Annotated in this window: 22 protein-coding genes and 3 pseudogenes; 12 read left to right on the plus strand and 13 right to left on the minus strand. The window is 72.4% G+C overall.

Going from position 1 to position 25,901, the window contains the following annotated elements:
* Window positions 1-1,412 precede the first annotated feature (1,412 nt).
* Complete coding sequence (locus AC2CJA_RS03345) at window positions 1,413-2,186, minus strand: SDR family NAD(P)-dependent oxidoreductase (RefSeq protein WP_484601131.1); 774 nt, start codon at window positions 2,184-2,186, stop codon at window positions 1,413-1,415.
* A 154-nt stretch (window positions 2,187-2,340) separates the two neighbouring features.
* Between AC2CJA_RS03345 and AC2CJA_RS03350 the strand changes: the two genes are divergently transcribed.
* The 4 genes and pseudogenes from AC2CJA_RS03350 to AC2CJA_RS03365 all read left to right on the plus strand — a co-directional run bounded on the left by AC2CJA_RS03350 (window position 2,341) and on the right by AC2CJA_RS03365 (window position 8,688).
* Window positions 2,341-3,030 (plus strand): TetR/AcrR family transcriptional regulator, encoded by a 690-nt coding sequence (locus tag AC2CJA_RS03350; RefSeq protein ID WP_484601132.1) that lies wholly within the window; start codon window positions 2,341-2,343, stop codon window positions 3,028-3,030.
* 350 nt (window positions 3,031-3,380) lie between these two features.
* Window positions 3,381-4,001: pseudogene (locus AC2CJA_RS03355) on the plus strand (acetyl-/propionyl-CoA carboxylase subunit alpha); the annotation flags it as partial.
* A gap of 1,053 nt (window positions 4,002-5,054) precedes the next feature.
* On the plus strand, window positions 5,055-5,948 hold the full coding sequence (locus tag AC2CJA_RS03360) for a universal stress protein (RefSeq protein ID WP_484601133.1): 894 nt from the start codon (window positions 5,055-5,057) through the stop codon (window positions 5,946-5,948).
* 4 nt (window positions 5,949-5,952) lie between these two features.
* The gene (locus tag AC2CJA_RS03365) at window positions 5,953-8,688 is read left to right on the plus strand and encodes an HAD-IC family P-type ATPase (protein WP_484601134.1); all 2,736 of its coding nucleotides are present in this window, start codon (window positions 5,953-5,955) and stop codon (window positions 8,686-8,688) included.
* A gap of 67 nt (window positions 8,689-8,755) precedes the next feature.
* On the opposite strand, the gene AC2CJA_RS03370 is transcribed toward AC2CJA_RS03365, so the two are convergent.
* Window positions 8,756-9,415, minus strand: a complete 660-nt coding sequence (locus AC2CJA_RS03370) for a CBS domain-containing protein (protein WP_484601135.1) — start codon at window positions 9,413-9,415, stop codon at window positions 8,756-8,758.
* Window positions 9,416-9,505: 90 nt separating this feature from the next.
* Here AC2CJA_RS03370 and AC2CJA_RS03375 point away from each other — a divergent pair, with 90 nt between their 5' ends.
* Window positions 9,506-10,120 (plus strand): universal stress protein, encoded by a 615-nt coding sequence (locus tag AC2CJA_RS03375; RefSeq protein ID WP_484601136.1) that lies wholly within the window; start codon window positions 9,506-9,508, stop codon window positions 10,118-10,120.
* 344 nt (window positions 10,121-10,464) lie between these two features.
* Window positions 10,465-10,671: pseudogene (locus AC2CJA_RS03380) on the plus strand (monovalent cation/H(+) antiporter subunit G); the annotation flags it as partial.
* 126 nt (window positions 10,672-10,797) lie between these two features.
* Here AC2CJA_RS03380 and AC2CJA_RS03385 read toward each other — a convergent pair.
* The 7 genes from AC2CJA_RS03385 to AC2CJA_RS03415 form a co-directional block, all read right to left on the minus strand.
* Entirely contained in the window at window positions 10,798-11,064 is a 267-nt protein-coding gene (locus AC2CJA_RS03385; protein ID WP_484601137.1) for a metal-sensitive transcriptional regulator, read from the minus strand.
* A 39-nt stretch (window positions 11,065-11,103) separates the two neighbouring features.
* Entirely contained in the window at window positions 11,104-11,484 is a 381-nt protein-coding gene (gene trxA, locus AC2CJA_RS03390; protein ID WP_484601138.1) for a thioredoxin, read from the minus strand.
* A 151-nt stretch (window positions 11,485-11,635) separates the two neighbouring features.
* Window positions 11,636-12,496 (minus strand): sulfite exporter TauE/SafE family protein, encoded by an 861-nt coding sequence (locus AC2CJA_RS03395; RefSeq protein ID WP_484601139.1) that lies wholly within the window; start codon window positions 12,494-12,496, stop codon window positions 11,636-11,638.
* A gap of 5 nt (window positions 12,497-12,501) precedes the next feature.
* On the minus strand, window positions 12,502-13,083 hold the full coding sequence (locus AC2CJA_RS03400; protein WP_484601140.1) for a rhodanese-like domain-containing protein: 582 nt from the start codon (window positions 13,081-13,083) through the stop codon (window positions 12,502-12,504).
* Between the two features lie 91 nt (window positions 13,084-13,174).
* Window positions 13,175-14,530, minus strand: coding sequence for an MBL fold metallo-hydrolase (locus AC2CJA_RS03405; RefSeq protein ID WP_484601141.1), 1,356 nt, complete (start codon window positions 14,528-14,530; stop codon window positions 13,175-13,177).
* Window positions 14,531-14,831: 301 nt separating this feature from the next.
* On the minus strand, window positions 14,832-15,800 hold the full coding sequence (locus AC2CJA_RS03410; RefSeq protein ID WP_484601142.1) for an anti-sigma factor RsbA family regulatory protein: 969 nt from the start codon (window positions 15,798-15,800) through the stop codon (window positions 14,832-14,834).
* Between the two features lie 347 nt (window positions 15,801-16,147).
* The gene (locus AC2CJA_RS03415; protein WP_484601143.1) at window positions 16,148-17,317 is read right to left on the minus strand and encodes a PP2C family protein-serine/threonine phosphatase; all 1,170 of its coding nucleotides are present in this window, start codon (window positions 17,315-17,317) and stop codon (window positions 16,148-16,150) included.
* Between the two features lie 101 nt (window positions 17,318-17,418).
* Here AC2CJA_RS03415 and AC2CJA_RS03420 point away from each other — a divergent pair, with 101 nt between their 5' ends.
* The 6 genes and pseudogenes from AC2CJA_RS03420 to AC2CJA_RS03445 form a co-directional block, all read left to right on the plus strand.
* Window positions 17,419-17,925: a MarR family winged helix-turn-helix transcriptional regulator gene (locus tag AC2CJA_RS03420; RefSeq protein ID WP_484601144.1), complete on the plus strand. Its 507-nt coding sequence runs from the start codon at window positions 17,419-17,421 to the stop codon at window positions 17,923-17,925.
* Window positions 17,926-18,331: 406 nt separating this feature from the next.
* Entirely contained in the window at window positions 18,332-19,204 is an 873-nt protein-coding gene (locus AC2CJA_RS03425) for an STAS domain-containing protein (protein WP_484601145.1), read from the plus strand.
* Window positions 19,201-19,614 carry an STAS domain-containing protein gene (locus AC2CJA_RS03430; RefSeq protein ID WP_241716119.1) on the plus strand — a complete coding sequence of 138 codons (414 nt, stop codon included), beginning with the start codon at window positions 19,201-19,203 and terminating at the stop codon, window positions 19,612-19,614. Before AC2CJA_RS03425 ends, AC2CJA_RS03430 begins: the two co-directional genes overlap by 4 nt.
* Window positions 19,615-19,621: 7 nt before the next feature.
* Window positions 19,622-20,068 (plus strand): anti-sigma regulatory factor, encoded by a 447-nt coding sequence (locus AC2CJA_RS03435; RefSeq protein ID WP_241716117.1) that lies wholly within the window; start codon window positions 19,622-19,624, stop codon window positions 20,066-20,068.
* Window positions 20,065-21,075, plus strand: a complete 1,011-nt coding sequence (locus tag AC2CJA_RS03440) for a SpoIIE family protein phosphatase (protein WP_484601146.1) — start codon at window positions 20,065-20,067, stop codon at window positions 21,073-21,075. Before AC2CJA_RS03435 ends, AC2CJA_RS03440 begins: the two co-directional genes overlap by 4 nt.
* 655 nt (window positions 21,076-21,730) lie before the next feature.
* Window positions 21,731-22,288: pseudogene (locus AC2CJA_RS03445) on the plus strand (PP2C family protein-serine/threonine phosphatase); the annotation flags it as partial.
* A gap of 833 nt (window positions 22,289-23,121) precedes the next feature.
* Here AC2CJA_RS03445 and AC2CJA_RS03450 read toward each other — a convergent pair.
* The 4 genes from AC2CJA_RS03450 to AC2CJA_RS03465 are packed head-to-tail and all read right to left on the minus strand — an operon-like array spanning window position 23,122 to window position 25,843.
* Window positions 23,122-23,709 (minus strand): class IV adenylate cyclase, encoded by a 588-nt coding sequence (locus AC2CJA_RS03450; RefSeq protein WP_484601147.1) that lies wholly within the window; start codon window positions 23,707-23,709, stop codon window positions 23,122-23,124.
* Complete coding sequence (locus tag AC2CJA_RS03455; protein WP_484601148.1) at window positions 23,706-24,383, minus strand: SAM-dependent methyltransferase; 678 nt, start codon at window positions 24,381-24,383, stop codon at window positions 23,706-23,708. The genes AC2CJA_RS03450 and AC2CJA_RS03455 overlap by 4 nt, the downstream gene beginning before the upstream one ends.
* Window positions 24,301-24,942: a P-loop nucleotide/nucleoside kinase family protein gene (locus tag AC2CJA_RS03460; RefSeq protein WP_484601149.1), complete on the minus strand. Its 642-nt coding sequence runs from the start codon at window positions 24,940-24,942 to the stop codon at window positions 24,301-24,303. Before AC2CJA_RS03460 ends, AC2CJA_RS03455 begins: the two co-directional genes overlap by 83 nt.
* Entirely contained in the window at window positions 24,935-25,843 is a 909-nt protein-coding gene (locus tag AC2CJA_RS03465; protein ID WP_484601150.1) for a radical SAM protein, read from the minus strand. Before AC2CJA_RS03465 ends, AC2CJA_RS03460 begins: the two co-directional genes overlap by 8 nt.
* Window positions 25,844-25,901: the final 58 nt, after the last annotated feature.

Consider the following 25,901-nt stretch of genomic DNA (forward strand, 5'->3'; position numbering starts at 1 on the left):
GTACCGTATCCGTGGAAATGGGCACCACCCGGTCATCTCCAACCCCCGGCCCATAACCGGAGCCGCGCTTCTCCCGCATCTTGTTGCCGGGAGCCGCACCGCGTCAGTACACCGCCGCGCCGGCCGGAACCCCCAGCGGCCCCTCACCGGGCCCCGGGCCGACCTCACCGTGGCGCAGGCGGCACCGACCCGCCCGAACTCCTCGGCCCCGCGGCCGATCCGGACCGCGGTCTCGGCCAGGCCGGAGCCCTGGGCGACCTGACCGACCGAGCGGTCACCGCGCCGGCACAGCTCGACGATCCCGGCCCTGAACTCCGGCACGAACGAGCGGCGAGGACGCGGCTTTCTCTTCCCCGTGCTCTCCACGATGGACATCATCCTTCCGGGGCCGGTGCCCCCTGATCAGCGATGTCCGTCAGAGCGGATCAAGCCCGCCCGAAGAAGCTGCCCGTTCCGCGGACGAGCCGGATCACCGGGTGCACGTCTCCTGACTCATGCTGGGAGTTTGCTGACCAACAGCCTCCGAGCATGGGCCTGACCTGCGGCCGCGCCAAACCACGAGAAGTTGATCAGCATCTTCATGGGTGTCTCCCGGTGAGCTTGGCGGGTGGGTCGTCGGCCTGTTTCCTTGCTGGTCAGAACGTGGCCGGCGGTTCTCGGTCCGGCCGGTCCGCGGCGGCCGGAAGCGGGCTGTGGCGGTATCGGCGCCGATCCGACGCCGACCTCGACGGCGCTGCGGCGGGTTTCCGCGATGGACCGGGGGCATGCCGACCGGAGTCCTGCGGAGGCAGTATCGGCCTTGCGGCAGTGAAGGTCACGTGGACCGGCATTCCGAGCGAGTCGGTGGAAGTGAGCGGCTCCCGGCAACAAGATGCGGGAGAAGCGCGGCTCCGGTTATGGGCCGGGGGTTGGAGATGACCGGGTGGTGCCCATTTCCACGGATACGGTACCGCCGCGTTCCTCATGCGGCGCGCCGGTCTCAAGGGGCCTGCCCGGAAACAGCTGACGACACCCCGAGCACGGACACGGCCGGCCTGGTCGACCGGGAGTTCGCCACGGCCACCCTGGACAGGCTCTGGGCCACCACATCACCGAGCGCCCTGCCAAGGGAGGGCATGGCGTACCGCGTGGCCGTCCTGGGGCACCTACTGGCGCCCGGTGGCCGGCTGGTCCATCGTCCCCACCCGGATCGCTGGCCTGGTCGCCGACACCCTCAGCGCGGTCGTCGGTAACCGTCGACCGACAGCCGGGACCGCGATCCGCTCCGACCACGGTGTCCGGGCCTTGGGCCTGCTCCCCCGACGGGTGCGATCGGCGAATGCCGAGACTGCGGGAATGGGGACACCGCCGCAGGGGTGGCCGACACGATCCTCGAGCACCTTGGGATCTTCCCGGAGGAGCTCACCGCCGTGTCATCGGACGAGTTGGAGGGTGAGCTCGTGGAGCCGGGCCGCGGCGCTGGAGTCGAAGGACGGATGGTCCAGGCCCATCGGCTCGTTCTGCACGAAGGCGCTGAGCGGTTCGGCGGGCGGAGTGTCGACGCGGGCGATGATGGGGATGATCCCTTCGCCGACCGGCTGGCCGTACTCCTTGAGCGAAGCGACATGGGCGGCGGTCGCGGCGTCGTACTCGCCGCAGAAGCCGGTGGAGACCGCGCCGGGGTTGAGCAACACGTACCGCGTGGGGCCCGCCGAGTTCTGGGCGGCATACGAGACCCCGAGCAGGTCGTTGGCCCGGCCTGCCTGCATCTGGGCCGTCACTCCGTCGTAACCGCGTTTGAGCATGAGGTCGTCCCAGTGGATGCGCCCCATCGGGACGCCGGGGCCCGACACGTTGACGATGACCCGCGGGGTGTTCAGGCCGTGGCTGAGGAGGAAGCGGCTCAGGTACTCCAGAGCGAAGGTGCCCTCGATGCCCTCGGAGGTCTCCCACCGGGTCGCGCGGAAGAACCTGGCGCACAGGACGAGGGCGTCCACAGTGGGGAACGCGGAGTTGATCTCCTTGACCACCCGCCTGTTCTCACTCAGCAGACTCAGGTCCGCCTGGATGAAAACGGCTCCCGGGACGTTTCTCGCCTTGTTCCTGTCGCGGCCGACGATGGCAACGGTGTCGCCGCGGCCCAGGTACTCGAGGGCGAGAGCCTTACCCATCCCGTCGGTTCCTCCGGTGATCACGAGTGTCTTCATCGGCGGTGCCCTTCCATGCGGTGGTTTCCTCAGGGGGACGCCGGGGGCCGTGGTGGCCGCAGGGAGCGCCGACCGAATCCCCCCGCGTGACACGAGGTCGTCATTTGAACTTATTGGTTCAAGTTACCTTTCATGTTAGTTCAAGCACAACGCGATGGGCCGGAAGAATGGACCCGGAGGTAAAATCAACCTCGTGGCAACCACATCACGCGGACGGATCGACAAGCGGCAGGCGATCCTGGACGGCGCGTTCACCGTGTTCGCCCGTCAGGGATACGCTCAGGCGTGCGTGCAGGAGATCGCCGACGAGGCGGGCGTGGCCAAGCCCACGGTGTACAACCACCTCAGCGACAAGGCCACTCTGTTCCGGCACGCGATGGAAGCAGTCGCGCAGGATGAACTGAGCGAGGGGCTGACCGCCCTCGAGCCGCTGTTCGAACCGGGGGAGGACCTGCGGGACGTGCTGGAGCGCGTCGGATGCGACCTGCTCCGCCTGCACCGCGGCACCCGTTCGTGTGCGTTGCGGCGGTTGCTCCACTCGGAGATCGCTCGGTTCCCCGACATGCTCGACATCCTCAGCCGGAGCGGACCGCACCGCCTCACCCAGGCCCTGGCGGACCGACTGGCCCGACTGGTGCTCGCCGGCCGGCTGCGCGCCGAGGATCCCGCACGGATGGCCGAGCAGTTCCTGGCCCTGCTGACGGGCCCGATGGAGGCCCGGTCCCGAATGGGAACGCGTCGGGTCGACGACCCTGAGCTCGGGGAGGTGGCTCGCGCCGCCGTCGACACCTTCCTGTGGGCGTTCGGGAAACGGGAGGAGGCGGACGCGGACAAGGGAGCGTAGGGCGACAACGCTCCCGTTCCGCCCCGTCGCGGAGTCGGCGGCCGCGCACAGGGGCCGTGTTCGGGGTGCGCCGACGGTGTGGCGGCCGCTTGGCCCGGTCCGTCCGCGGGCGTGGCCGGACCGGAGTGCCGATTCATGCCGGTGGGATGGGAGGGGCGGTGGGGCTTCCGGTCGGATCCGGTGACCGCTGTGCCTCTTCCTTCCCACTGAGTGGGGTGAGCAGGGAACGCGGGCGTGGCGTGGCTGTTCGGTGAGCTGCCGGGCCTCGGGAAACCACGCGCGCGCCGTGGTTCTCCGGCTGGGTCTCCGGTGGCGGATCGCGGGGAACGATCCGCAACGCTCCGATCATGCCCGGCCGGAACTTCCTGCCCGCCCCCGGCACCGTGACGAAGTTCGACCCGCCCACCGGTCCGGGCGTGCGCCTGGACGCCGGCGTGGAGTCCGGCAGTGTGATCGGCCCGGCCTGGGACTCGCTGCTGGCCAAGCTGATCGTCACCGGCGCCACCCGGGCCCAGGCCCTCCAGCGCGCCGCCCGGGCACTGGCGGAGTTCACCGTCGAGGGCATGGCCACCGCCATCCCCTTCCACCGCGCGGTGGTCACCGACCCGGCCTTCGCCCCCGAGGTCAACGGGCGGCCCGCCGACCCGTTCACCGTCCACACCCGGTGGATCGAGACCGAGTTCATCAACGACATCAAGCCGTTCGCCGCGCCCGGCGCGGACACCGAGGACGATGAGCCCGGCCGCGAGACGGTGGTCGTCGAGGTCGGCGGCAAGCGCCTGGAGGTCTCCCTGCCCGCCTCGCTGGGTATGTCCCTGGCCCGCACCGCCGCGGCCGGCGGCGCCCGCCCCAAGCGGCGCGCGGCCAGGAAGTCGGGCCCGGCCGCCTCCGGTGACGCGCTGGCCTCCCCGATGCAGGGCACCATCGTCAAGGTCGCCGTCGAGGAGGGCCAGACCGTCGCCGAGGGCGAGCCGGAGTCCGCCGGTGCCGGCGGCCTCCAGGACGTGATGCCCCGTCCAGCGTCGGGATGGTGATCTCGCGGGGGACATACCCGGGTGGGATGACGCCGTCGCGGCGGGTCCGAGACGATCCCGCCGCGACGGCGCGCGTGAAGAGGGATCCTCGTCAGGGTGTCGAACGCGTTCTGCTGGGCTTCCGGTCGGCGGAGTGTTCTCCGCCGGCATGGCGAAGTCGTCGACGACCATTGCTGTGAGCGTGTTCATCCGCCGGGACTCGAGTACCGGCGGGATCTGGCCGTTGAGTACTCGGGCGACCGAGCGCACGCTACCGGGTGAGCCAGGTGGAGGCGCAGTGCCCGAAGCGCTGCCTGCCGATCTCACGTTTGAGGCTGGTCTGGGCCCGGGGGCGGCCCGCTTCTCCCCATGAGCTCTCGCCGGCCGGTCGAGCGTCGCCTGCCGTGTCGCGTACCCGGTCTCCTCGCGTTGACGGCCGCCGGCATCGCGGTGGCGAACGGCGTACGGGTGGGCGCAACGGTTCTGGCGGGCGCAGGCGCAGTTCTTGAAGAAGCTGCCCGTTCCGCGGACGAGCTGGGTCGCCAAGTGCACGTCTCCTGACTCATGCTGGGAGTTTGCTGACCAACGGCCTCCGAGCATGGGCCTGACCTGCGGCCGCGCCAAACCACGAGAAGTTGATCAGTATCTTCATGGCTACCTCCGGGTGGGGGCGGCGTTCGCCGCGATGGGGGGGAGGGACGGCGAGCGGGCGGGAGAGGAGGGGAAAGGGGCGGGAAGATCAGTGTCGCGGCGGATGCGCTCCGGGTCACCCCCGCGTCGTACGGACGGATGGTCGTGTGCGCGCCTACGAAGAAAAGTGTGCCAAGCGGCAGTCGGACGGAATGAGGGCCGTATGGCCCCTGTCGCCCGGCCGTACGACCCCTATGAACGAGCATGGGAGAGGACCAGTGTGGTCAGTGCACGACGGAACACGGTGCGGAGAGGCGGAGCGGGCCGCGAGGACAGGGCCCCGGCTCCCGCAAGGAGCGGCGCGGAATGGGGAGAGCGAAGATGAACGGACCAGTCGTGGTGGGAGTGGACGGCTCGCCGTCGAGCCTGGACGCGGTGACCGCCGCGGCGCACGAGGCGCGGCTGCGCGGCGTGGCGCTGCGTGTGGTGCACGCGTTCCTCTGGCCGGCCATGCACGTACCGCTGGGTCCGTCCCCGATGGGTCCGCCCGACGGCGGGCTGCGCAACATGGCCGACCAGCTGGTGGCGCAGGCGGTCGAGCACGCGCGCGACGCTGAGGCCGGGCTCGACGTCGAGGGCGAGGTCGCCGTCGGCGAGGCGCTGACGGTGCTGGAGGCGCGGTCGAAGGACGCGTCGCTGGTCGTGGTCGGCAGCCGGGGCCTGGGCGGTTTCACCGGGCTGCTGCTGGGCTCCACCGCCGTGCACCTGACCGCGCACGGCCGCTGCCCGGTCCTGGTGGTGCGCGGCAGGCCGGACCCGACGGGCCACGTGCTGCTGGGCGTGGACGGCTCGGCGTCCGGCGAGGCCGCGATCGGATTCGCGTTCGCCGAGGCGTCGGCGCGGGGCGCGGCCCTGGTCGCGCTGCACACCTGGAACAACTGGACCGGTCCGGTCTCCGGCGGTCCCGCCGAGCCGCTGCCCCTGGTCTACGACGTGGACATGTTCCGGGACGAGGAGGAGCGGGTGACGGCCGAGGCGCTGTCGGGCTGGCAGGCGAAGTACCCCGACGTCACCGTGCACCGGCAGCTGGTCCAGGGTGGTGCCCGCCAGGCGCTGATCGAGGCCAGCGGCAGCGCCCAGCTGCTGGTGGTCGGGGCGCGCGGGCGCGGCGGGTTCTCCGGGCTGCTGCTGGGCTCGGTCAGCCAGGCGGCCCTGCACCACGCGCACTGCCCCGTCGCCGTGGTGCGCGCTTCCGGGACGGACAGGAAGGGGTGAGGCGGTGCCGCGCCGCCCGGACTCTCCCGCCTCTGCCCTACGCGCCGGGGAAGCCCACCACGGGCTGCCCGTCCACGAGGTCGTGCTGCTGCTGGAGACCGACCCCGACCGCGGTCTGGCGGGGGACGAGGCGGCGCGGCGGCTGGACCGTTTCGGGCCCAACACGCTTCCCGCCGCGGTGCGCGGCGGGCCGCTGCTGCGGGCCCTGCGCCAGTTCCACCATCCGCTGATCTACATCCTGATCGCCGCGGGCGCGGTCACCGCCGCGCTGGGTGAGTCCGTGGACTCCGCGGTGATCTTCGCGGTCGTGCTGGTCAACGCATTCGTCGGCTTCGTGCAGGAGTCGAGGGCCGAGGCCGCGCTGGACAGCCTGCGGTCGATGGTGCGCACCACGGCCAGGGCGGTGCGGGACGGGCGCGAGCGAGCGGTGCCCTCGGAGGAACTCGTCCCCGGCGACCTGGTGCTGGTGGAGGCCGGCGACAAGGTGCCGGCCGACGTACGTCTGCTGCGGACCGTGGAGCTGCGGGTGGACGAGTCGGCGCTGACGGGGGAGTCCGTCCCCGTCGCCAAGGACGAGGTGCTGCTGGATCCGCTGACGCCGGTCGCCGACCGGCGCAACACACTCCACTCCGGCACGCTGGTGACGGCCGGGCGCGGGGCGGGTGTCGCGGTGGCCACCGGGGCTGGCACCGAGCTGGGGGAGATCCACCGGCTGGTGGGCGCCGCGGAGGTACTGACCACACCGCTGACGGAGAAGCTCGCCAGGTTCAGCAGGGTGCTGACGGTGGTCATCCTGGTACTGGCGGCGTTGACCTTCGCCGTCGGCCTGGTTCGCGGGCAGGACGCCTCGGGTACGTTCACCGCGGCGGTGGCCCTGGCGGTCGGGGCCATTCCCGAGGGACTGCCCGCGGTGGTCACGATCACTCTGGCCATCGGCGTGTCGCGGATGGCGCGCCGACGGGCGGTGATCCGCAGGCTGCCGGCGGTGGAGACACTCGGCAGCACCACCGTCATCTGCTCGGACAAGACGGGGACGCTGACCGAGAACCAGATGACGGTGCGGGCGGTGTGGACACCGGACGGCGAGTTCTCCGTGAGTGGTTCGGGGTACGCCCCGGACGGTGAGTTCCGGCGCGAGAACGGCGGTGTCGTCTCCGTGACGGCGGACCGGGCGCTGCACCGGTGCCTGCTGGCCGGGGCCCTGTGCAATGACGCCGTCCTCACCGGCGGGGAGGGGCGCTGGAGCCTGACGGGCGATCCCACCGAGGGCGCGCTGCTGGCCGCGGCGGCCAAGGGGGGCCTGGCCCCGGACGTCACCACGGCGTTCCCCCGCGTCGGCACCGTCCCCTTCAGCTCCGAGCGGCGGTACATGGCCACCGTGCACCGGGACGAGGCGGCGGGCGGCCACCTTCTGCTGGTCAAGGGTGCCGTCGAACAGGTCGTGGAGCTGTGCTCGGCCGGGATGGAGGCCGGCGGCACCGTCCGGCCACTGGACCGCGAGGCGGTCCTGCGGGCCGCCGGCGAGCTGGCCGGCCGGGGGCTGCGGGTCCTGGCGACCGCCGAGCTGCCGGGAGCGGAGCCGGAGGGCATCGGGGAGGGGGCGCCGCAGGATCTCGTGCCGGGTTCCATGGTGTTCACCGGATTGCAGGCCATGCTCGATCCGCCCCGTGCCGCCGCGGTCGATGCGGTGCGGGCGTGCCGGACGGCCGGGATCGGGGTCAAGATGATCACAGGCGACCACGCGGCCACCGCCACCGCCGTAGCCGGGCGGATCGGCCTGCTGACCGAGCGGCGCGAAGGGGAGGTACTCACCGGGGCCGATCTGGCCGCGCTGCCGGCGCAGGAGTACCCGGACGCGGTGGAGCGGGCCCGGGTGTTCGCCCGGGTCTCCCCGGAGCAGAAGCTCCGGCTGGTCGAAGCGCTCCAGGCGCGGGGCCAGGTGGTGGCCATGACCGGGGACGGGGTCAACGACGCCCCGGCGCTGCGGCAGGCGAACATCGGTGTCGCCATGGGCCGGGGCGGCACCGAGGTGGCCAAGGACGCCGCCGACATGGTGCTCACCGATGACGACTTCGCCACCATCGAGTCCGCGGTCGAGGAGGGCCGCGGTGTCTTCGACAACCTCGTCAAGTTCATCGTGTGGGTGCTGCCGACGAGCCTGGGCCAGGGGATGCTCGTCCTGGTGGCGATCCTGTTCGGCGCCACGCTGCCGGTCCTGCCCACCCAGATCCTGTGGATCAACATGACCACCGCCGTCGCGCTCGGGCTGATGCTCGCCTTCGAGCCGAAAGAGGAGGGGATCATGCTGCGGCGGCCCCGTGACCCCGGCAGGCCTCTGCTGACGACGGGACTGGCACTGCGTGTCCTGCTGGTTTCCGCGCTGATCGTCGGCGGGGCCTGGTGGCTGTTCACCTGGGAGCGGGCGGAGGGCGCGGGCCTGGCCGAGGCACGTACCGCCGCGGTCAACCTGGTCGTCGCCGTCGAGTTGTTCTACCTGTTCAGCTGTCGTTCGCTCACCCGCTCCATGTGGAGCGCCGGGGTCTTCGGCAACCGGTGGATCATCGGGGGAGTGCTCGCCCAGACGGCCGGCCAGCTCGCCATCACCTATCTGCCGGCCATGAACAGGCTGTTCCACACCGCTCCGATCGACGGGAGGGCGTGGCTGCGGATCCTCGGTATCGCACTGCTCGCCTCCCTGGTGGTCGCTGTCGACAAGCGGTTCCGCCGACAGCTGGTGTGAGCGGCGGGGGCGGTGCGGGGGCCTCTCTCCGTGCCACCCGCCGTCCCCGTCCCCGACCGACGCGGCACTAGGGAAGGACGACCACGTCCGGCGGAGTGGGGTCGTCCTCGTCCCAGGTGAGGCGGTCCACCACCCTCACCACGCCGGGGACCTGTTCGGCCAGGCTCACGGCGAACGCGGCCGTGGTGCGCCGGTCGACCCGGCCGCGCAGTTCGGCCACGCCGTCACCGACGTCGACGTCCACCTGGGATGGGGCGACCCACAGCGTGTGTTTGAGCACCCCGTCCACGATGTCCGCGCGGATGTCGGCGTCCGGGCGTACGTGCATCCGCACCAGATCGCGGCGCGAGACGACGCCGAGCAGGCGCCGTTCGCCGTCGACGACCGGCAGTCGCTTGACCCTCCTGCTCTCGATCAGCCTGGCGGCCCGGACCACCGGCTCGTCCGGTCCGATCGTCACCGCCGGGGAGGTCATCAGATCCCGTGCGGCCCCGCTCCGGTCCGGGAGACGGGGGAGCCGGGAGCGCGGCCTGTGCCCGGGATGCCCCTCGGCCCGCAGCAGGTCGGCCTCGGAGACAACGCCGACGACCCGGTCCTCCGCGTCGACGACGGGGAGGGCGCTGACGCGGTTTCGGTCCAGTGCGTCGAGGATCTCCCGGTACCGGGTGTCCTCGCGTACCGAGACCACGTCGGCGGTCATCAGATCGCGCACGTGCCACTGCCTCATCGGAGCTCCCGCGGGTGTCGTCGCCGGATCACCTGACCTTGAATGGCATAATCTTCCCAAAATCTGCCTGAATCTGGCAAAAGGGTCTATATGGGTGACCTCTCGTACGTGCTGATCGCCGTCTTCGTATGGATCGCGACCGGGCTCCTGACCGCCTGGTGGATGGCGCGCCGGGGGCACGGCGGTTCGGGCTGGCTGTTCATGGGTGTCGTCTTCGGCCCCGTCCTGGCCCTGGTCGCCGGTGAGCGCGTCCGGCGTCGGCCGACGAGGGTCGCGCGGACCGAGGCGGGGCCCCATGGCCCCGGCCGACTGCGGGTGCTGGTCGGCGTGGACGGGTCGCCGGAGTCCGAGACGGCGCTCGGGCTCGCGGTCGGCCTGCTCGGACCGTACACGGAGACGCTGGTGGCCGCCCAGGTCGTGGACTACGACGCGGCGGAGCTCGACTGGCAGGGGCGGGTCGTGGAGGCCAAGGACCGTCTCAGTGCCGCGGCGGAGGGGGCCGGGGGGCGTGTGACCGCGTGCGAGATCCTGGCGGGCCCGCCCGCGGCCGCGCTGGCGCGGTTCGCCGTTGAGAACGACATCGACGTGGTGGTCGTGGGCAGGCACGGCCGCGGGCTGTCCAAGCGGCTGCTGGGCGACGTGGCCCGGGAACTGCTGCGCGACGGATCGGTGCCGGTCCTCGTGGCCGGCGGGCGCACCGGCTGATCACATCGGCGGCCAGCGCCGGAGTCCTGCTGCTGTCCGCGGTCCTGCTCGCCGGCGGCCTGGACGGAACGGTCCGGGGCCCGAGCGTGGGCGGATGGCCGCCCGGCTTCGCGATCGTGTTCGCCGCCGACGCGCTCAGCACGCTCATGCTGTGCGTCAGCGCCGCCCTGGTGCTGGTTTCCCTCGCCTTCGCCGCCGCGACGGGGGACGACGCGAGCCCCCGGTTCGCCCCGCTGGCGATGATCCTCTCGGCGGGGGTGTACGGGGCCCTCCTGACCGCGGACCTGTTCAACCTCTTCGTCTTCGTCGAGGTCATGCTCGTGCCCTCGTACGCGCTGCTGACGATGAGCGGTGGGCACGCCCGGACGGCCGCCGGCACCGCCCTGGTGGCCGTCGCCGCGCTGGGCGTGGTCCGCCTGCCCGACGCCTACAACCGGGCCGACGCGGTGGCCAAGGCGGCGGCCCTGGGGGTGGTGTGCGTGCTGCTGGGAGTCCTCCTGCTGATCGCCCCGCCGGTCCCCTTGTGGCAGGTGTGCTGGCCGGTCGTCATCGCCCTGCTGACCGGCGGCTCGTGGCAGGCGCTGTGGGCGGCGCCGGCGGAAGGTGTCGGGGCGGGCGTGCCCGGGAGGCTGGTCGCCGTGCCGCTCGCCGCCGGCGCCCGAATCGCGGCGCGGCCCTCAGGACAGGGAGAGGAAGAGTTTCTCCATCTTCTGGGCGTCGATGCTGTCGGCGCCGCCCTCCTGCGTCATGCACTGCTTGAGGCCGCCGGCCACGATGGAGAAGCCGGCCCGGTCCAGCGCGCGGTTGACCGCGGCGAGCTGGGTGACGACGTCCTCGCAGTCGCGCCCTTCCTCCAGCATGCGAAGGACGCCGGCGAGCTGGCCCTGGGCGCGCTTGAGGCGGTTGGCGGCCGATCGCACGTCCGCGGGAGGAAGCCGGACCACGGTGGTCGGTCCTTTCGTCTCGTTCTGCGGTGGCCGGGCTCAGTCGCTCTGGCCGGAGCCGGGGTCCTGGGCGGCGACGGAGGCGTGCACCTCGTCCATGTCGAGCCCCCGGACGGCGGTGATCACCTGATCCAGGGCCTGGGCCGGCAGCGCGCCGGGCTGGGCGAAGACCAGCACGCCCTCGCGGAAGGCCATCAGGGTGGGGATGGAGGTGATGTCGGCGGCTGCCGCCAGTGCCTGCTCGGCCTCGGTGTCGACCTTGCCGAAGACGATGTCGGGGTTGGTCTCGGAGGCCTTCTCGTAGACCGGGGCGAACATGCGGCACGGGCCGCACCAGGAGGCCCAGAAGTCGACCAGGACGATGTCGTTGCCGGTGACGGTCTTCTCGAAGTCGGCGGCGGTGAGGGCGACGGTGCTCATACGGTGGTTCCTTCCGTTTCGCCGGGACGGTGGCGGTTGATACCCCCCGGGGCAGTCAACGCCGGGATGGGGCGGAACATTCCGCCGGCGCTCCGGCGCCTCCCGTGCGAGGGCGGCGCCGGTGTACCGGGGGCCGGGACGGGGGCCGGGGTCAGGTGCCGTGCACGGCGCGCCGCAGCGGACAGCGGTCGACGAGGCCGTAGCAGACGCCCGCTCCGGCGCCGAGTGAGGCGACGGCGGCGAGGACCGGCGGACGTACGTCGGCGGGGGTCTGCTGGACCAGGACGAAGATACCCATGGCCAGCACGAACCAGGCGAACAGCCGGGAGAGGACATCGGCGGGGACGCGTCCGGCCAGCCTGGCCCCGGTGAGGCTGCCGGCGATCGCGAAGCCGGTGACGGCCAGGGTCAGGGACCAGTCGATCTGGACGGTGGAGAGGTAGCCGGCGAATCCGGCGGCGGACTTCATCGCGATGACCAGCAGCGAGGTGCCGACGGCCACCTGCATGGGCAGTCCGCCCAGCAGGGCCAGGGCGGGCACGACCAGGAAGCCCCCGCCCGCGCCGACCAGGCCGGTGGCCAGTCCGACGGCCGCTCCGTCCAGCAGTACCCGTCCCACCGGGAGCTGCTCGTGGGTCCTGCCGGGGTCGACGCCCCGGCGGCCGCGGAGCATGGCGGCGGCGGTGGCGATCATCATGACCGCGAAGGCGACCAGCAGGACGACGTCGGGGATGCTGCCGCCGATGAGCCCGCCGGCGTAGGCGCCGGCCATGCCGGCCGCTCCGAACAGCACACCGGTGCGCAGGCGGACCCGCCCGCCGCGGGCATGGCTGACCACGCCCACGGCGGAGGTGACGCCGACGACGAACAGGGAGGTGGCGATGGCCTCCTTGGCGTCCATGCCCGCGACGTAGACCAGCAGCGGCACGGTCAGGATCGACCCGCCTCCCCCGAGGAGCCCGAGGGAGACGCCGACCAGCAGCGCGAGGATCAGGACGAGCGTCAGCGTCATGGTGCTCACCTGCCGCCGGCGAGCTGCGCGACGGCCTTGCGCGGGTCGAAGGACGGTGTGCGGTTCCACGGCATCCTCGACAGCAGCACGCCCATGGCGCAGGTGTTGCTGATGGCGGCGAAGGCCAGGCCGCCGCCGACGAACGCGGACAGGGCCTGCAGTCCGGGCACCGCGAAGCTGCCGAGGGCGCCGACCAGGACGAGGGATCCGGCCACCAGGCGGACCTGGCGCTCCATGTCCCAGCGCTCCTGGCCGTAGTCGGTCGGGGCGCCGGACTTCTCCCAGGAGGTCATGCCGCCCGACAGGACGCTCAGCCCGGGCAGCCCGGCCTCGGCGAGGGCACGCTCGGCCTGGCCGGCCCGCTGCCCGGAGCGGCACACCAGTACCACGTCGGTGTCCAGGTGCTCGGTCAGCTCCTCGCGGTGCTCGCGCAGGGTGGCCAGCGGGACGTTGTAGGAGCCGGGGATGTGCGCGGCCTCGAACTCGGCGGGGGAGCGGACGTCGAGCAGTCGCGGCGGGTGCTCCGAGTCGAGCTTGGCGCGCAGTTCCCCGACGGTCAGGCTGCGGGGGGTGGTGGAGGTGGTCATGTGCTGCTCTCCTGTGAATTTACTGCTTCAGGGCTTCAGGGGTTCAGGGGTTCAGGGGTCCCTGGGGTCAGGGGGTCTGGGCGGGGACGGGTCACAGGCCCAGGTCACGGGCGTTGTCGAAGCTGTCGTCGATGGCGACGACATCGCGGCCGCGGGCGTGGAGCAGGGCGGCGGCGACTCCCGCGCGGTAGCCGCCGGCGCAGTGCACCCAGACCCGGCCCGGGGGGATCTCCCCGATGCGGTCCGGCACCTCGTGGACGGGGATGTGCACCGATCCGGGGATGTGCGCCTGGGCGCGCTCCTGGTCGCGGCGCACGTCGAGGACGGTGAACTCCTCCTCGTCCTCCGAGCGCTTGTCCAGGGCGGCCTTGAGGTCCTCGAAGGCGGCGCGCTCGTAGGCGGCCAGGGGCTCGCCGCCGGCCCAGTCCTCGGGGCCGCCGGTGGCCATGGCGGCCGGGCGGTCGATGCCGATGCGGACCATCTCGCGCTGGGCCTCGGCCACGTCCCCGGAGCTCTCGCCGAGCAGGGTGACCGGGGTCCCCCACGGGATCAGCCAGCCCAGGTAGGTGATGAACTGGCCGTCCAGGCCGAAGTTGAGGCTGCCGGCCAGGTGCCCGGCGGCGAAGGCGGTGCGGTCGCGCAGGTCGACCACCCACTCGCCGGCCTCGATGCGGCGGCGCAGCTCGGCCGGGTCGGCGACGGAGGGCGCGGACAGGTCCGGCCTGCCGGGCCCGGCGGAGTTGGCCTGCCCCATGTGGGCGTAGTAGGCCGGGTAGGCGTCCAGGCCCGCCAGGAGCTGCCCGACGTATGCCTCCTCGTCGGCGGTCAGGGCGGTGTTGGTCTTCTTCTCATCGCCGATGGTGCTGGCCAGGGCGGCCGACTGGGTCGCGGAGCAGAACGAGCCGAAACCGTGGGTGGGGTAGACGGCGGTGGAGTCGGGCAGCTCCCGCGCCAGCCGGTGAGCCGAGCGCCACTGGGCCCGTACCAGGGTGTCGGTGTGGTCGGGGCCGAGCAGGTCGGGGCGCCCCGTGGAGCCGTACAGCAGCGATCCGCCGGTGAACACCGCGACCTGCTCGCCGTCGGCCTCCAGGGCGAAGGAGAGGTGGGTGTGGGTGTGGCCCGGTGTGTGGATCACCCTCACCCGCATGGCGCCGACCTCGACGACGTCGCCGTCGCGGATGCCGGTGCGCTCGTAGGAGACCTCGTCGTCGGCGTTGACCAGGTACTGCGCGCCGGTCTCCCGGGCCAGGGCCAGGCCGCCGGTCACGTAGTCGTTGTGGATGTGGGTCTCGAGGACGTGGGTGATCCGCACACCCGCGGCCCCGGCCGGCGCCGTGACGCGGTCGTAGTCGCGCTGCGGGTCGACCACCAGTGCGGTGGAGCCGTCGTGGACGAGGTAGGTGCGGTCGCCCAGGCCGGGGGTCTCGATGGGCAGAACAGTGATCATCGGTTCTCCTCGGTGGTGGCGGGGACGTCGGGGGCGCCGGCCGTGCGCGCCTCGGCGGGCCGGTGCCGGTCGGTCCCGGAACCATGGGGCGCCTGCTCGCCCGCCTTCGTTCATACCCGGGGGGGTATGCATGAGGTCAACCGTAGCAGTGGCCGCCTCATGCCCCGGGGGGTATGTTGTGGTGAATTGGATCACAGTCCGGAGGCAGGCCGTGGTCAGGCTGGGGCCGGGCCTTGGTCAGAGGTGCCGGACTCGATCGCGGGCGTCCGGGGGAAGGGGAGGGGAGGGAGCGGCAGGGCTCCTACGAGTGCCCCATGTGCAGCCGTACGGTCAGCCCGGCGGGTGTGGCGCGGGTCTCGACCAGATCGCACAGCTGGTGCATCATCCACAGTCCGCGCCCGCCGTTCGCGGAGTCCAGCGTCGGACGGCGTCGGCCGGCCAGCGGATCGGTGAGGTGTCCGCCATCGCGGATCTCGGCCACGCAGGAGGGGCCGTCGGACCACAGGCGCAGGGCGCCGTGCCCGCCGCCGTGGGCGATGGAGTTGGCCGCGGCCTCCGCCACGGCGAGGACGAAGTCACCGCGCCGCGGCATGCCGAGCCCGGCCGTGCCGGCCCAGGTGTCCGCGTGATGGCGGACCTCGCCGAGATCTCCGGTGGTGAACGCCGTGACCGCGGTGCGCGGGGGCGGGGGCGCCAGCGGGAGGGCGTCGCACTCGGCGCTGAGGACACGGGGATCGGTGTAGTGCGGGCTGGGCCGCTCCCGGCCGTTCTCCCACAGCACGGGGTGGGTGCGGCGGGCGTCGGCGCACACCCGCGCGGGAAGTCCGGAGGTGTCGTAGGGGCACAGGACGGTCGCGTCGCGGCCGGTGAAGGCGGCGTTGACCAGAGCCTCGTGCCGGGTGGCCTCCACCAGTTCGGCGGTGGAGCGCCGCGCCCGGATCGGCTCCCCGACGATGCGGGCGGCCCGGCCGGGGTGCCGGTCGGCGAAGTCGCGCAGGCCCGAGAGGATACGGCCGGGGTCGCGGCCGAACTCGGTCATGTCCACCAGGGTGAGACGGTCCGCCGCCGCGGCGCCCCCCAGGTGCTCGCGCAGCATCTCCAGCCGGGGACCGGGGACGGCGACGAGAACGGGGTCGCCGGCCTCCAGCGCATCGCCGACGAACCCGCCCACCCCGGCGAGGTACTCCCCGGGGTCCCGGTAGAACAGCGCGGGATGGACGAAGGGGGAGGGGTCTCCCCCTTCGGTGAGGGCGTGTTCGCTTATGGTCACGGAGGGACCACCCCTGGTATGGCGGGAACGTGCGGAGGAGGACCGGCCGCGCTCCGGCGGCCGGAAACCGGTCGTGGGCCCGCGCGGTCCGGCGGACGCCTCGGCGCCCGCCGGGGCGGGGACGTGCCGGACGTACCGGCCCGGCGCCGGCATCGGCACGTCGGCGCACACCTCCGCTCGGTCCTCGACTCCGCTCCGCGAGTCCGTGTGCCCTGTGGCGCCCGGCGCACACCGGTGTTCTCGGCTTTCGGCGGCACGGGCGGGCCGGACGCGCCGCGCGGAGGCGGAGGAGTTGCCGGTCGCAGGACGGAAGGGTACAGCGGTCCCGGAGCGGGGTGGCGGGCAGGTCAGTCCCTCCTGCCGTGCCAGTCCAGGCACACGACCATGGCGTCGTCGTCCGCGGGCGGCTCACCGCGGTGCCGGGCGAGCTCGGCGAGAACCGCACGCGGCACCTGGGAAGGGGGGAGGAGGCGGGTGCTGGTCATGGCGCGGGCCAGGGCCCGTTCACCGAACCGTTCGCCCGACGGCGAGCCCACCTCGTAGACCCCGTCGCTGGCGAAAAGCAGCCGGTCCCCGGCCTCGATCCGGAAGTGCTGGACGGCGTAGGGGGTGTCCTCGAACATCCCCAGCGGGAGCTGCGCCTCCAGTTCGACCGGCTCCACGGTGCCGCCGCGCAGCCGCCAGATGCGCGGCGACCCGGCGTCGACGGCCTCCAGCCGCCCGGTGGCCAGATGGATGCGCAGCAGCAGCACGGAGACATGGGCGGCCCCGCGGTGCTGCCCGTAGACCGCCTGGTCGGCCAGGACCGCCTGGCCGACCAGGTCCAGCCCGGCCCGGCGGGCGTTGCGCAGCGCGCTGAGGGCGAGGTTGGTCAGGAGCGCCGCGTCGACGCCCTCGCCCATCCCGTCGGTCAGGGTCACGGTGAGGTGGTCGGCCGAGACGGACCAGTCGAAGTTGTCCCCGAAGACCGCGTAGGCGGGTTCGAGCTGGGCGCCGAGCTCGTACTCGGGGCCGGAGCAGGACCGGCCGGGCAGCAGCTGCCACTGCATCTCGGCGGCGAGGGTGAGGCGTTCGGCCCGGCGGGCCCTCAGATAGACGTCGGTGCTGTGGTCGGCGACGAGGATCTCCCTGCCGAGTGCCTCGCACAACTGCCGCAGTTCTCCCAGGGCCTCGGGCGAGGCGCCTTCCCGGGGGAGGGCCACCGACAGTACGCCCAGCCGGTCGCCGCGGACGGTGACCGGCAGATGCGCGGTGACGGTGCCCGAGTCCTCGCCGGGGGAGAGGCGGGGCTGCTGGGAGCCGAACGCCCTTCCGGGCTCGGTGGAGTGGACCGGGACGGGCTCCGTCGGGTAAGGAAGAGGACCGACCGGCTGGAGTATGGTCGTCCCGTAGTCGGCCATCAGCAGGTCCACGGCGATCGCTCCGAAGTGCCGTGCCAGTGAGGCGCGGAGCGCGTCGAGGAGTGCGTGGGGAGCGGCGTTGCGCAGGGCGCGCTCCACGGCCGTGAATCTGTCCACCGTGTCACAACCACTTTCTGTTTCCGCAGAAAATTCCGATATGGGAAGTTAAGTGCCGGTCGGAGTTCGGGCTGACAATACAGACGCGGAGTGTCACAGTTATGGTCGTGAATCCTGGACCCTCCCAGCGCCGCTCCACGGAAGCGGCCCGTGCCGCCTCCGAAGTGATAGAGCTCCTGGAGGTGCTGTGGGAGCGGGGCCGGGAGGCCGCGTCGCCTGCGCCTGTCTCCGCCTCCCAGCTGAGGGTCCTGTACACCCTCGACCGCGACGAGGGCATCAACCTGCGCACGCTCAGCGAGGCGCTCGGATCGGCCCCGTCCTCGGTCAGCCGGTTGTGCGACAGGCTGCAGGCGGTCGGGTTCGTGGAACGCGCTCCGAGTCCGGCCAGCCGGCGGGAACTCGAACTGAGGCTGACCGGCCGGGGCAGGACGTACCTGCGGGACCTGCGGGACCTGCGGGAGGAGGCGCTGGTCACGGCCATGGCGGCGATGTCGCCCGCGGCGCGCAGGGCGCTGGCCGAGGGGCTGAGGGGGTTCCGGGCGGCGGTGGACGAAGCGCTGCCCAGACGCCGGGAGGCCGGAGCGGACGGGGGCGTGAGATCGGCGTGAGCCCTCCGCCCGGATGGGTATGTGCACCGCCATTTCGCCTCACCGATACATCACACCTCGTGGCCGCCGCGGAGTGCCGCACCGCGGGGAAGTCCTGGCGTGACGGCCGGTCGGGCGGGTGCGACAGGGAAAGATTGTTGTGCTGTGGACACAGTTGTCAAATGGAAACAATCGATCGGGGATGCATTGAGCGCCGGTTTCCGGGAAGGTCCCGTCGAGGGTCGGCGGATCCCACCATGCCCTGACGCCGCGTCAGGTGGGGCCGACAGGCTCCGCGACCGCTGCTAACATTTGCCGGACGGCAACAAAAGGGGTGAACGGTGCCGTCCCGTCACCCAGTACATCCAGCCGGACGCCGACGTCACGGGCGTGGGTCGGCGACGAACGACTGTGAGAGGGCCTGTCAGTGAACCCCAGCGACGCAGCCGTGCGAGACCGGTTGACAACCGCAATCCGCGAGCGCGGCGACGAGATCGCCGACCGGTGGGTGCAGTTGCAGCGGGAGCGTGCGGCGATCGGAATGGACGAGGGCGAGCTGCGTGAGGAGGCCGACGCGCTCCTCGTCCTGCTGGGCGGGGCCCTCAACAGCGACTACGGGATGGAGAGCGTGGTCGACGCCCACCACGACCTGCGCGACGCGGTGATGGAGCTGTCCCTGCGCAGGGAGCGCAGCGGCGCGACCCCCACCGCCACCTCCCTGGCCATCCTGGCGCTCAAGGACGCCCTGCTGGAGGCCGTGGAGCGCGACAACCACGACCCGCGGGAGCTGTTCCCGGCGGCTCTGACCATCAACCGGCTGCTGGACGAGGCCGCCGCCCTGTCCTTCAACGCCTATGTGGAGCGCCGTGAGGAGATCATCCAGCGGCAGAGCCGCCAGCTGCTGGAACTGTCCACCCCCGTGGTCCACCTGTGGAAGCGGATCCTGGCCGTGCCGCTGATCGGCACCCTGGACACCGCGCGCACCCAGGTGGTGATGGAGAACCTCCTGCAGTCCATCCAGACCCACGACGCCCGGGTCGCGATCATCGACATCACCGGTGTGCCGACGGTCGACACCGCCGTCGCCCAGCACCTGATGCAGACCGTCAACGCGGTGCGCCTGATGGGCGCCGACTGCTTCATCAGCGGCGTGCGGCCCTCCATCGCTCAGACCATCGCCCAGCTGGGCATCGACCTGTCCACCATCCTCACCCGTGCCACCCTCGCCGACGCCCTGGCCGCGGCGGTCGACATGACGGGACAGGACTCACCGGCCACCGGAACGACCACGAACCGATGACCGGCCGCCAGTCCATGGACATCCCCATCCTCAGACTCGGTGACGTACTGGTCACCGGGCTCATCAACGAGCTCGACGACAAGACGGCCACCGTCTTCGCCGACGAGTTGACCGAGCGCATCGCCACCGAGCGGGCCACGGGCGTCCTCATCGACATCTCCCGGCTGGAGATCATCGACTCCTTCGTGGCGCGTACCCTGACCGAGCTGAGTACCATGGCCCGGCTGCTGGGCGCCCGGGTGATCGTGGCCGGCATGCGGCCGCCCGTGGCGATCACCCTCGTCGAGCTGGGCCTGCGACTCAACGGGGTGGAGACCGCACTCAACGCGGAGCAGGGGATGGCCGCACTGGGCTGGCACCACGCCCCGCGGCCCCCGGAAGGGGGGACCCGGCGTGAAACTCTCGGGTGAAAGGACGGTGAGCGCCCCACCGGCACCCGCCGAGGGAGGCGGCGGAGGCGCGAGCGCCCGGACCACCTATCCGGTCCGTACCGACGAGGACCTCATCACGGTCCGGCACGCGGTGCGGGCCGCCACCGTCGAGACCGGCTTCGGACTCGTCGACCAGACCCGCGTCGTCACCGCCGCCAGCGAGCTGGCGCGCAACGCCTACATCCACGGCGGGGGCGGCACGGTGACCATCGAGTTCCCCAGGAACGCCGGACGCCGGGGCGTGCGGCTGACCGTCAGGGACGAGGGGCCCGGCATCCCCGATCTGGAGGCCGCGCTGGCCGACGGTTTCACCACCGGCTCCGGTCTGGGGCACGGGCTGGGAGGCGCGCGCCGCCTCATGCACGAGTTCGAGGTGCACACCGAGGCGGGCCGGGGCACCACCATCAGCGTGACCCGCTGGAACACGCAGTGAGCCCGTCGTCCCCCGTCGCGGAGGCCCTGACCGAAGAGATCCGCATCGACCACGAGAGCGCGATCCACGTGGCGGCCTCGGCCGCGCGCGGCTGCGCACAGCGGTGCGGGCTGCCCGGGGCCATGCCCGACCAGGCGGCCGTCGTCGCCAGCGAGCTGGCCAGCAACCAGGTCAAGCACGCCGCCGACGGAACGGTGTACGTGCAACCGACGCTCCGGGGCGACGGCGTGGAGATCACCGCCGTCGACCGCGGCCCCGGCATCCGCGACCTGGACCGCTCGATGGCCGACGGCTACACCACCACCGGTTCCCTCGGAGCCGGGCTGGGAGCGGTCCGCCGGATCGCCACCGAGTTCACCATCCGCACCCAGCCGGGCTCGGGCACCCTGGTCAACGCCCGGCTGTCCGCTCCGGGCGGACGGCCGCAGGACCGGTACGGCGTCGGATCGGTGTGCCTGCCCGCCCACGGCGAGAAGCGCTGCGGCGACGCCTGCACCGTGGCCGGCACCGGGGATGCCCTCACCGGCCTCGTCGTCGACGGACTGGGACACGGCGCCGCGGCCGCCGAGGCGGCCCGCTCCGCCCTGCGATCCTTCCACACCGCACCCGATCGCCCTCTGGCCGACATCCTGACCTCGCTGCACCGCTCGCTGCGCCACACCCGCGGCGCGGCGGCGGGCGTGGTGCGGGTGCACCCCGACCGTGCCGAGTACTGCGGCACGGGCAACATCCGCGCCACGGTGCTCTCGGGCGGCGAGGTGCTCCACCGGATGGCCGGCCAGCCCGGCATCGTGGGCTGGAACGTTCCCACCCCCCGGCCGCGCACCGTGCACCTGGCGCGAGGGGCGGCGGTCGTCCTGCACAGCGACGGCATCGAGTCCCGCTGGTCGCACAGCCCGCCCACCTTTCTGCTGCGGCTTCCGCCGTCCCTGCTGGCGGCGGCCCTGGCCCACGGGCACCGGCGCGTCCGGGACGATGCCACGGTGCTCACCGTCCAAGCGGCGTAGAGGTTCCATGACCGACAACACCACTTCCCACCACCACACACTGCCGAGCCTGCGGCACGCGGTGCGCGGAATCGCTCGCGTCCACCGGCTGCCGGTGGAGACCAGGGCCCGGCTGGTGATGTCCGCGGTGGACCTGGCGCGCGCCGAGATCGCGGCGGGACGGCCGGTGCGGCTGGAGGCCCATGTCGAGCCGCCCGCCGGCGGTCCGCCGGGGCAGCTCGTCGTCACCCTCGACACCCTCAGCGATCTGACGGCCGACCGCGACGGCATCGCGGGCCTGCCCCTCCCCGCCCAGTTCGCCTCCGGAGGCTCGGTCACCTGGCGCATGCCGCTGCCCGGGCAGGGAGGCGACGGTGACGCGGGCACGGTCCCGCCGGCCCGGACCGGCGGCGGACCGGCGGCCGGGAGCGACTGCCCCACGTCGGAGGACCACGCGGCGGAGCAGGAGCTGCGCGCCGTGCTGGCCCGCCTGGACGCCCTCACCGCCGAGCACCGGCGGCTCAAGCACGAACTGGCCGAGACCAACCGGGGCACCCTCGCCCTCTACGTCCAGCTGGAGGAGCGCGACGAGCAGTTGCGCAAGGCCCACGGCCAGACCCTGCGCGAACTGGAGGACGCGCTGCGGCCCGCCCCGATCGAGGTCGGGGGTCTGGAGATGGCCGTCCACTACGCGCCGGCCGGCACCGACGCTCCCACCGGCGGGGACCTGTACGACTGGCTCCAGCTTCCCGACGGCACCGTCCACATCACCGTCGTCGACGCCCTCGGCCACGGTGTGACCAGTACCCGCGGCGCCCTCAACGTCACCCACGCGGTGCGGACCCTGGCTCTGGAGGGACATCCGCTGGAGTCGATCATCGCCCGGACGGCCGAGATCCTGATGCCCTTCGACAGCGAGCTGATGTCCACCGTGCTGCTCGCCCGGTTCAACCCGGCCACCGGCGACCTGTTCCTGGCCAACGGCAGCCACCCGCCCGCACTGCTGCTGCCGGCGGGAGGCGAGCCCGAGTACCTGGAGGTACGCGGCCGGGGCATCGGCTACCCGCTGCCGGGCAGCGAGCGCCTGCTGCACGCCAGGATGGGCCCCGGGGACATGCTCATCCTCTACACCGACGGCCTCACCGAGAGCCGCAAGGACCCGCGGGAGGGCGAGAAGCGGCTGGTCGAGGCGGCCCGCCGCCATGCGGACAGACCCATCGCGGAGGTTCCCGGCTCCATCGCCGAGGACATGCACACGGTCATCCTGCACCCCGACGACACCCTGGCGCTGGCCGTGGGGGGGGGGGGGGGGGGCGGCGGGGGGCGCCCCCCCCCCCCCCCCCCCACCACCGGAGAGCCGGCGGTTACGCCGCGTGGTTCAGGCCGTCGCCACCGGGCCAGGGGCCGTCACCGGAGCTGCCCCGCCCCGGGTCGGAGGCGCTGCTGTCGTGCCGGTCGTGGATGCTCGCGAGGACTTCCACGGCGACCAGAAGACCCTCCTCCACGGAGGGGGTGGTGTCTCCCACTTGGTGCTCCTTCCTCTACCGGTTCTCCCGCCGGGTTCGGCGGGAAGCTGTGGTGTGCGGAGGTGCTGGTGTTGCCGGGGCCGCCCCGTGGCCGTAGGGGAGTCGTCCACGGGGACGGGGTAGGAGGTGGCGGCTCGCCGGCCCGGGCGGTGTTCAGCCGCGCCGCGGGAAGCCGCCTCGTGCTCGGTGCCTTTCTCCACGCCGCCTGCCGGGCGACTCGGCTCCGGCGGGAGCGCCGGGTTGCGCGGAGCGCGTCGGTGCGTCGTTGAGGAGAACGGCTTGCCATACCTGCTCCTGCAGCTTCCGGATGCAGAGGCCGCAGGCGTACATCGGTGCCTGGACACCGGCCACGTTCACGGGACCGATCCACAGGACGCGGGTCCACCGCCGGCCGCAGTAGAGCCAGCAGGAGCCGTTGACCCACCGGTTTCCGTCGTCGGTGGCCGCCGGGGCGGGAAGCCCGCCCCGGGCGAAGTCGGGGATGCCCGGTGCCGCCCTGTGTGGCCCGGCCGGTTCCGGAAGCACGGTGCTCCCCCGGGGGTCAGGTGCCCTGGGTGGGCACGGGGCGGGACTCGCCCTTCTCGGAGTCGGCGAAGAGGAGGGTGGGCTCGGAGAGGATGTCGCGGCCCGCCTCGCTCTTGTAGATCTCGTCGACGCTGCCGAACCGAGCCTCGGAGTAGTCGAGTTCGAGGAGGGCGGCGGCCTGGCGGACCGATGCCTCGTCCGGGCCCTCGATCTCGACGAAGGTGGGGAGGTCCGGCCAGGTGTCGAAGTCGAAGACGACCTCGCCCAGGCGCCACTCCTCCCGGTAGTTCTCCTGGTAGCGGACCTGGCGCAGCCCGATACGGCGAAGGATCTCGGCCATGGCGTGCAGGTCGGCCACCTCGGTCTCGACCTCGGTGGTGCCGTCGATGGTGGTGGCGTCGGTGACCTGCTTGAGCGTGAGCGTGGATCGGGTGCCCTCGTCCCGCAGGCGGATCCAGGCGCCGACGTCGAGGGTGTCGTTCTCGAAGATCTTGCGGGTGAGGAGGGTGCGCGGGAGCACCTGGACGGCACCGAGCCGGGTCAGCCTGGTCTGCAGGCCGACGACGTCGACGGCGAGGAACTTCGCTTCGTACTCGTGCTTCATGAGTCCTTCTTCCCGTATCGGTGGGAGGGGCCGGGCGTACGGGCCGCGAGGATCAGACCCATGCGGTGGGTGTGGTCCTGGAGCCGGCCGACGTGGGCCCGTTCGGTGAACTCGTTCGTGCGCAGCGTGAGTAGCACGTTCCAGTCGCCGATGAAGTGGCGCCGGAGCCTTTCCGGGGACATGTAGTGCTCGACCAGGTGGGGGCGGTGCTCGACGGGCATCATGAACTCCGCGCCGAAGAGGCCGCCCGGACCGACCAGGCGCTGCATGCGGTGGACGAACTCGGCGAGCGGGCGGTGGTGGTTGGCACTGTAATGCCAGGAACAGCTCGTCCAGACCGCGTCGCAGGGCGTGCCCGGCGGTTCGTTCTGGAGGAAGTCGCCCTCGACGACCTGCACGCGGCCGTGGAGCTCTTCAAGTTCGAGCCGGTCGGTCAGGCCCATCGCGTGGGTGTGCTCCTCACCCGGAAGGCGGACCTCGCCGCCGTGCAGGACCAGCGGGTCGCGTTCGATGGCGATGACGCGGTAACCGGCGGCTGCCAGCGGCAGGACGAACTTGCCGTCGCTCGCGCCGACGACCGCGACGGTGGCGTCAGCGGTGGTGTGCTCCTTCAGCGCGGCGAGGAACTGGGGGAAGAAGGTGAGGGTGTGCTCCCACAGGCTCTGTGTCCGCACGGTGGTGGGCTCCTTGCGTGTCGATGGTGAGGATCGCCCGGAGGACTTCGTCGGGACTGAGGCCGGTGGTGTCCACACGGTGCATCGGGAACCGGGCGTAGGCGGCGGTGAGCCGGTCGACGGCGGCCTCGGCGAGGGCGTCCCAGTGGGTCACCGGCTTGTCCCGCCCGGCCAGGCGCCGTCGGCGCTCGTCCTCTCCGCAGACCAGGTGGTAGGTGACGGGCTGCGGCAGGTCGGGCGGCAGCGTGATCCCGAGGCGAGTGCCGAAAGTGTGGTGGGTGGCCAGGCAGCGGGCGAAGTAGCTCTCCACGACGACCGGGATGCCGAGGGCGAGATGGCGCCGTATCTCGTCGGCCGCGGTGAACAGCGCGGAGAGGTGGAAGCACATCCGTGCCTCGATGTTCCCCCGCGTGTCCACGTCGCGCCGCAGGCGCTGGTAGGCGGGCGGTACGGTCGGGACCAGCACCGCGCCGCGGGCCGCTGCCAGCATCGGCGCGATGGTCGACTTGCCGGTGCCGCGGAGTCCTTCGAGGCTCTCGAACAGCGGGCGGTCAGACACGGCCGTACACCACGACCACGTCCGGCACCGCGAGGGCCAGTTCGTCGGTGGCGGTGGGCCGGTGGGCGATGCGATTGGCGCGCTTGTCGTACCAGAAGGCGTGCGCGTCCCTGCCGACGGCCTTGCAGGACATGGTGAGCGCACCGCGCGGGTCGGCCTCGATCCGCTCGATCTCGGTCGGGCCGCCGGCGGGTGCGCAGACCTCCGGGGCGCCGTGCTCGGACAGGTCCTCGTCGACGACCACCTCGACGGCCGGCTGGGCCTCCCGGAGCCGCTCGCGCAGGCGGGCGTACGCGGCGGGGTCGGTGACCAGGAGCTCCGGGTGGGCGGCGGCGTTGCCGACCGGACGCAGGCAGTGCAGCTTCAACTGCCGTACCCCGAAGTGCTCCAGGACGCGGGCCAGCGGCAGTACCTCGTCGATGTTGCGGGAGGTGACCGTCACGGTCGCGCCCGTGGGGACGCCGAGTTCCCGGGCGAGGCCGAGCGCGTTCAGCGCGCTCTGGTGGCTCCCGGACCTGCGGATGTGGTCGTTGGTCGAGCCGACACCCTCCAACGAGACCCGCAGCAGGTCCAGGTGCGGGGCGATCTCGGCCAGCCGGCGCTCGATCCGGTAGCCGTTGGTGCAGATCTCGACCCGCAGGCCCAGCTCCTGCCGGGCGTGCCGGACCACCCGGGCGAGGTCCTTGTAGACGAACGGCTCGCCGCCGAGGAGGGTGACGGCCTCGGTGCCGTACCGGTCCCGCATGAGCGTGAGGAGGTTGGCGGCCTGCTCGGCGGTGAAGGCGTCGGCGTGCTGGAGTCGGGTGCCGTGGAAGCAGTGCAGGCACTCGAAGTTGCAGCGGTACAGCAGCTGCAGGTACAGCATCCGGATCCTGCGGATACCGGTGACTTCCGCGATCACGTGGGCCTCCTCCGGCCAGTCGCCCGGTTGGAGACCCGATGGTGGCGGAGCGTACGGG

Source organism: Streptomyces sp. ATLC9 (genome assembly GCF_057196705.1).

Coding starts and splice junctions, on each gene's coding strand:
- AC2CJA_RS03345 (WP_484601131.1), bottom strand. CDS start 2,186: ATGAAGACACTCGTGATCACCGGAGGAACCGACGGGATGGGTAAGGCT.
- AC2CJA_RS03350 (WP_484601132.1), top strand. CDS start 2,341: ATGGGCCGGAAGAATGGACCCGGAGGTAAAATCAACCTCGTGGCAACC.
- AC2CJA_RS03360 (WP_484601133.1), top strand. CDS start 5,055: ATGAACGGACCAGTCGTGGTGGGAGTGGACGGCTCGCCGTCGAGCCTG.
- AC2CJA_RS03370 (WP_484601135.1), bottom strand. CDS start 9,415: ATGAGGCAGTGGCACGTGCGCGATCTGATGACCGCCGACGTGGTCTCG.
- AC2CJA_RS03375 (WP_484601136.1), top strand. CDS start 9,506: ATGGGTGACCTCTCGTACGTGCTGATCGCCGTCTTCGTATGGATCGCG.
- trxA (WP_484601138.1), bottom strand. CDS start 11,484: ATGAGCACCGTCGCCCTCACCGCCGCCGACTTCGAGAAGACCGTCACC.
- AC2CJA_RS03395 (WP_484601139.1), bottom strand. CDS start 12,496: ATGACGCTGACGCTCGTCCTGATCCTCGCGCTGCTGGTCGGCGTCTCC.
- AC2CJA_RS03400 (WP_484601140.1), bottom strand. CDS start 13,083: ATGACCACCTCCACCACCCCCCGCAGCCTGACCGTCGGGGAACTGCGC.
- AC2CJA_RS03405 (WP_484601141.1), bottom strand. CDS start 14,530: ATGATCACTGTTCTGCCCATCGAGACCCCCGGCCTGGGCGACCGCACC.
- AC2CJA_RS03420 (WP_484601144.1), top strand. CDS start 17,419: ATGGTCGTGAATCCTGGACCCTCCCAGCGCCGCTCCACGGAAGCGGCC.
- AC2CJA_RS03430 (WP_241716119.1), top strand. CDS start 19,201: ATGACCGGCCGCCAGTCCATGGACATCCCCATCCTCAGACTCGGTGAC.
- AC2CJA_RS03450 (WP_484601147.1), bottom strand. CDS start 23,709: ATGAAGCACGAGTACGAAGCGAAGTTCCTCGCCGTCGACGTCGTCGGC.